Raw genomic sequence first — 7,073 nt, 5'->3', positions numbered from 1 at the left:
ACTAAGCACAACTAATAACGTATCACCTATGCTTAAGCTAATAGTATCAAATCATTACATAAACTAAATCTAAGCAAAAATTAACATCAAATAGGGATTTAAGACAATTAAGATAATGGGGTGAAGTAAAACTTCACCCCATTAAAAATGAATGCTAATTAGCTATTAATTATTGTTTTTACGTTTGTCGAAACGTCGGTTATCTCTTTGGTAACCTTGGCGATCGTCACGATTACGTTCACGATTAAATGGACGATCATTACGACGACCATTAAATTCACGATTATCGCGACCATTGCGATCATTGAAACGATTACCTCTATAGCCTTCACGATTACCATTAAATCCTTGGTTATTAGTAATACGTAAATCTAATTTAACACCATATAGAGATTCGTTTGCAATAGCTTGTTGCGCACGACGATCAAAGTATTTAGGTAATTCAATGGTAGTTGAATTACTGTTAATACGAATATTACCAATGCTAATACGTGCAGAATGACGATTAATAACTTGAATAATATCTTGTACTTTTACACCGTTATTACGACCAACGTTTAATACGTATTGGTCAAAGTTGTTATTACTTTGACGACGGTCGTTTTCGTATTTGCCGTTTTTGAAACGTGATTTAGCGTAAAACTCGCGATCGTATCTAAACGGATGACGAGCTGGTTTCTCTTTTGGTAATACTAAACGACGATCTGTAGTAGCTAGGTTTAATAAAGCTGCTAATACTTGTGTTGGTTCATAATCTGTAGGAATCAATTCATCCACTAATTTAGCATAACTATCTAAATGTGGATCATTAATTTTTGACTCTAGCTCTTTTTTGAATTTCTCACGACGGTGATTTTCTAATTCAATATTTGTAGGAGCTTTAATCTCATTTAATTGTTTACCACTTGCTTTTTCAATAGCGTATAAATTAGCTCTTTCTCTTTCACCAACAAATGAAATAGAACGACCTTCACGACCAGCACGACCAGTACGACCTACACGGTGTACATAGTTTTCTTTTTCGTTAGGTAATTCGTAGTTAATTACTAAATCAATACGATCAATATCTAAACCACGAGCAGCAACGTCAGTAGCAACTAAAACGTTAATACTTTCGTTACGTAAACCATTTAAAGTTGATTCACGTACTTCTTGGCTCATATCACCGTGTAAACATGCTGCAGCAATATTGTGTTTTAATAAAAACTCACAAACCTCGTTACAGCCTTGTTTTGTTTTCACGAAGATAATAGCTGCATCATATTCTTCTACTTCTAAGAAACGAATAAGTGCTTGGTTACGTGAATAAGGATATTGTAGCCAGTAAAATTGTTCGATTTTAGGCTCATTACCTTTAACTTTATTGATTTTTACTTCAGCTGGATCGTTTAAGTGTTTTTTGGTAATAGCTTCAATAGTTCTTGGCATAGTTGCACTAAATAAAGCATGTTGTGTGTGTTCTGGAACATGAGATAAGATTTCTTCTAGTGAATCCGCAAATCCCATGCTTAACATTTCATCAGCTTCATCTAATACGATTGCTTTTAAGTGCGATAAATCAATCGTACCGCGTTTAATATGATCTACTAAACGTCCTGGAGTTGCAATAACTACTTGCGCCCCCTCTCTTAATGAACGAATTTGAACCCCATATGGTTGACCACCGTAAATCGCTAAAGGTTTAACACCTGGTAGATATTTTGCAAAGTCGCTAGTTGCTTGACTAACTTGATTTGCAAGTTCACGTGTAGGAGTTAAAGCTAGAATCTGTACTTTTGGTAGTTTTAAATCTAAATTCGAAAGAAGTGGCAGCATAAATGATGCTGTTTTACCCGAACCCGTTTGCGCTAAACCAAGAATATCTCTTCCTTGTAATAAATAAGGGATAGCTTGTGTTTGAATTGGTGTAGCGTAATTAAATCCTAAATCTTGTACTGCTTTAATAATTGCAGTTGGTAATCCTAGTTCTTCAAAAGTTACTTGTTGGTTACTAGAGATTGAATTGTCAGTCATGTGGTACCATTAAAATTTGACTTAAACCAATACATGCCCAGTTGGACTATACCCTATACCTTAGCTAATTGTACTTAATAATAAAAAATATAATTATCTGCAATATATGCAGTATCCAAAGTACAACCAAGCATTGGTTATATAAACCTTAATATTGGTCTTTATTAAACATGTAGCCTGTGGCTACGCCCCCGTAGCTATGAAGATAGCTAATTCTATATAAAAGCATTAAAGTCCACTAATAATAGTCAGAATTGCTTTTTACAATTGCTTATTTTACTACTTTAGCGCTCTAAATAATAAATTATTTTTGAGAATAAAAGAAAAGAGGTTAAGAAATCTTAACCTCTTTATGAATAGTGGAAGTTTAAAGGTAAAATTAATCGTTTACACGTTTCATTGATAATTTGAATTTATTATCTTTTTCGTTTACATCGATTACTTTAACAGTTACTTCTTGACCTTCACTTAATACGTCTGAAGTATGTTTAATACGTTCTTTTGAAATTTCAGAAATGTGTAATAAACCTTCTTTACCGTTTAAGATTGATATTAATGCACCACAGTCTAGAATACGCGTTACTTTACCTTGGTAAACTTTATTTAATTCAACATCAGCTGTAATGTTGTTAATAATTTCAATAGCTTTATTTGCTTTTTCTAAGTCAGATGAAGCGATTGTAATTACACCATCATCGTTAATATCGATATCTACACCAGTTTGATCGATAATTGAGCGAATAGTAACACCACCTTTACCAATAACATCTTTAATTTTATCTTTATTGATATTAAGAGTAATTAAGCGTGGAGCGTATTTACTAATATCTTCGTTAGGTTGTGGAATCGCTTGGTTCATGATGCTTAAAATGTGAAGACGAGCTGCTTTTGCTTGATTAAGAGCAATTTGCATGATCTCTTTAGTAATACCTTCAATTTTAATATCCATTTGTAGAGCTGTTACACCATTTTCGTTACCGGCTACTTTGAAGTCCATATCACCAAGGTGGTCTTCGTCACCTAAAATATCAGATAATACTTGGAAACGATCACCTTCTTTAACTAGACCCATGGCAATACCAGCAACTGCTGATTTAACAGGTACACCAGCGTCCATTAATGCTAATGATGCAGAACATACAGAAGCCATTGATGAAGAACCGTTAGATTCAGTAATTTCTGAAACTAAACGAATTGTGTATGGGAATTCATCTGCTGATGGTAATACAGCTTTAACCCCACGTTTAGCTAAACGACCATGACCAATTTCACGACGTTTAGGTGAACCTACCATACCAGTTTCACCAACTGAGAATGGAGGGAAGTTATAGTGGAATAAGAATGTATCTTCAAACGAACCAGTTAAATCTTCAATTAACTGAGCATCGCGTTTAGTACCTAGAGTTACAGTACCTAAAGATTGAGTTTCACCACGTGTGAAAATTGCTGAACCGTGAGTTCTTGGTAATACACCTACTTTAATATCTAATGGACGTACAGTAGTGAAGTCACGACCGTCAATACGTGGTTTACCGTCTAAAATATTTTTACGAACGATGTGATATTCGATTTCGTGTAATAAATTAAGAACTAAAGTTTCATTAACTGGATTTTCTTCAGTTGCTTCAGCTTTTAATACTTCTAAAACTTTTTCTTTGATTTGTTCGATTTGCGTGTAACGAACTTGCTTTTCAACAATTGTATAAGCTTGCTCTAAATCAGCTTTTGCTAAAGATTCTAAACGAGCAATTAAAGCTTCATCTTTAGCTGGAGCTTGCCAATCCCATTTTTCTTTACCGTATGCAGCTGCAAACTCTTTAATAGCTTCAATAACAACTTGTTGTTGTTCGTGACCGAATACTACTGCACCTAACATTTGTTCTTCGGTTAGGATTTCAGCTTCAGACTCAACCATTAATACAGCGCTATCAGTACCAGCAACTACTAAATCAAGTTTTGATTCTAGCATTTGTGAAGTTGTTGGGTTTAATACGTATTCACTGTTAATAAAACCAACACGTGCAGCACCAATAGGACCGTGGAATGGAATACCAGCTAAAGCAAGAGCAGCAGATGAACCAATCATTGCTACGATATCTGCAGGAACTTCTGGATTAGAAGAAACTACTTGAGCAATGATTTGTACGTCATTAAAAAAGCCTTCTGGGAATAGTGGACGAATTGGACGGTCAATTAAACGAGCAACTAAAGTTTCGTTTTCAGATGGACGACCTTCACGTTTTAAGAAACCACCTGGGATTTTACCAGCAGCATATTGCTTTTCAATGTAGTTAACTGTTAACGGGAAAAAGTCTTGACCTTCATTTACTTTAGATTTAGCTACAACTGTAACTAGTACAGAAGTATCATCCATAGTAGCTAAAACAGCACCAGTTGCTTGACGCGCAATTGAGCCTGTTTCTAAAGTTAAAGTATGTTTACCATACTGAATTTGCTTTACATATGTATTTAACATGATCAATACCTAATAATTTGGTAACTATCAATTCTTACATACGACAACGAGTTAAGAAGTATTGATAAAAGAATAAATACTGCTTAACTCGTTGCCCTAAACAATTAGGATAATTGATAGTTACTAGTTATTTATAATATCTAAAATAGTTGCTTAGATTATACTCTATTTTTAGAAAATTATCAGTCATTAATTGCACTTAAGCACCCCTATGAATTTTAAATTTAAAATTCATAGGGGTGCTTAAGTTAATAAATAAATGCAAATTGTATTAATAACTAAAGCCCTCTCTTTAAGTTAAAAGTTTTCTTTACACAATTGATAGGTTTCAGTGGATCATTTGTTCCATTGAAAGTTTTTTGTTGTGAAAGATCTTCTATATATAGATTCTCATCAAAAGTAAATTTTTTAATTTTATCTTTTGGAGTATCTAAATGAGTAGCGACTTCTGTTAATATAATTTGATTTAAAGGAAGTAGTTGTGATTTAAAATTCTTCATTGACGAGTCGTAGATGAATTCACCACCTATTGTTGCTACCGTAAGGTTTTCTGTAGGTAACTCATTAAAAGTAAATTGCCATAAGCGCTCAATACACTCGGCAATTTCAGATTGTTGACAGCTGTTAGAATAAATGTGAGAAATTATTGCTAACACGTCTTCTTGGTTTAAGTTTAGTAGAATACTTAAAGCTTGAGCTTGCCATAAGCTTTCTACAAAAATTAAACGTTTGTAAGGTTTAATATTAGTTAATTGATTGCTGTAGTATTGATCTGCGTGACGACTAACAACAATGTTTAATCTTTTAGGTAATGGCAACATAAAGCCATTTTCGTCTTTATGCAAAGAATAATAGGTAGTTTTACCCATAATCAGAATTGCATTTAAAGTGTCAAGACGAAAATTCTTTAAATCTTCAGGTAAGTCCCAATAAATAGTTCCATTTGTACCTATAATATTTTGCTTATCTCTGGCAACAACTGCTTTATTAATAAAGTTTAGTTGGTTTTGCGAAGCATTAATATACATGAATTTGGTAAGTGCACTATTAGCATAATCATGTATATTATTACTATAATCACGTTCTAGAGTAGATAAGAATATTAAAATCTGGTGATATATATCAAGCATTGGATTAGATTACCTCCCCTTTAAAGCCTTTAAGCTTTAAAGGGGAGGTAATTTACAAAAACGAATTAATTATTTATGATTATGGTTTTCTTCTGGATCGTTAAAGTCATCATCAAAATCATCATCAAAATCTTCTTCCGGATCTTGATCGTAATCATCTTGATCAAATTCTTCATCGAAATCGTCTTCAAGATATTCATCTTGATCATTATCAAGTTCAGAATCTTCTTCATCATCGATTTCTTCGGAGTCGTCTGCTAACGTATCTTCGAAATCGTCATCATAATCATCCCAATCATCATCGACATCGTCCCATAGATCGTCATGATTGTCTAGATCAGTGTCGACATCCCAATTAAATTCAGTATTAACAGAATTTTGTTCTAGATTTCTTGGGTTATTTTCGATGTAAGTCATTAAATCTTCGGTTAACTCTTTTACATTCTTACCAGCAGCTGCTGAAATAGTGTAATATTTATCAGTCCAACCTAATTCTTTAACATATAACTCTGCAAGTTCTTTAGCATCTTCTTCGGTTACCGTGTCACACTTGTTAAACACTAACCATCTTTCTTTTGCTGCTAAACTTTGTGAGTACTTACATAATTCGTTGTAAATTACTTTAACATTTTCAACAGGATCTGAACCATCAATAGGGTTCATATCAACTAAATGTAAAAGAATACGACAACGTTCGAGGTGTTTTAGGAAGCGAATACCTAAACCAACCCCCTCGGCAGCACCTTCAATTAATCCAGGAATATCAGCAACCACAAAGCTACGCATTGGGCTTAAGCTACATACTCCTAAACTTGGTGCTAAAGTTGTAAATGGGTAATCTGCAATTTTTGGACGAGCTTTTGAAACGGCACTAATAAAAGTTGACTTACCTGCATTTGGCATACCTAGTAAACCAACATCAGCCATTAGCATTAACTCTAACATTAGTTCGCGTTTTTCACCAGGAGTACCTAAAGTTCTTTCTCTTGGTGCTCGATTGGTAGAGGTTTTAAAACGGGCATTACCCATTCCATGCACCCCACCTTTAGCAACAAGGAGTTTTTTTCCAGGGGTTAGTAACTCACCAATTACTTCACCGGTGTGTACATCAGTTGCACGTGTACCTACAGGTACGGTTAAGATTAAATCTTTACCTTTTTTACCAGTACAGTTAGCACTTTGGCCGTTTTCACCTCGTTCAGCGCGGTAGCTACGTATAAAACGATAGTCAATTAAAGTGTTGCTATTATGATCAGCTACTAAATAAACGTTACCGCCATCGCCACCATCACCACCGTCTGGACCACCATCAGGTACGTACTTTTCTCGACGAAAACTCGCGATACCGTTACCACCATCACCGGCTTCAATAGTGATCACGGCTTCATCTATAAATTTCATAACAATAGAAAATAAAAAGAGAAAGGGGCGATAATTCCTTTTGCAAAAGGAAT

At 34.3% G+C, this 7,073-nt stretch carries 4 protein-coding genes; all 4 read right to left on the bottom strand.

Features of this window, described 5'->3' with window-relative positions; all coding sequences use genetic code 11:
• Positions 1-165: 165 nt before the first annotated feature.
• The gene (locus CKF58_RS07965) at positions 166-2,013 is read right to left on the bottom strand and encodes a DEAD/DEAH box helicase (RefSeq protein ID WP_119532697.1); all 1,848 of its coding nucleotides are present in this window, start codon (positions 2,011-2,013) and stop codon (positions 166-168) included.
• 379 nt (positions 2,014-2,392) lie between these two features.
• Positions 2,393-4,489, bottom strand: coding sequence for a polyribonucleotide nucleotidyltransferase (gene pnp, locus CKF58_RS07960; RefSeq protein WP_119532695.1), 2,097 nt, complete (start codon positions 4,487-4,489; stop codon positions 2,393-2,395).
• Positions 4,490-4,767: 278 nt separating this feature from the next.
• Positions 4,768-5,619, bottom strand: coding sequence for a dihydrofolate reductase (locus CKF58_RS07955; RefSeq protein WP_119532693.1), 852 nt, complete (start codon positions 5,617-5,619; stop codon positions 4,768-4,770).
• A gap of 69 nt (positions 5,620-5,688) precedes the next feature.
• Positions 5,689-7,020, bottom strand: a complete 1,332-nt coding sequence (cgtA, locus tag CKF58_RS07950) for an Obg family GTPase CgtA (RefSeq protein ID WP_119532691.1) — start codon at positions 7,018-7,020, stop codon at positions 5,689-5,691.
• Positions 7,021-7,073 lie beyond the last annotated feature (53 nt).

The sequence above is a fragment of the Psittacicella hinzii genome, from assembly GCF_003585935.1.
Taxonomy (GTDB): Bacteria; Pseudomonadota; Gammaproteobacteria; order Enterobacterales; family Psittacicellaceae; genus Psittacicella; species Psittacicella hinzii.
The sequence above is the reverse complement of the archived record's forward strand: the minus strand, read 5'-3'. Positions and strand labels throughout refer to the sequence as shown.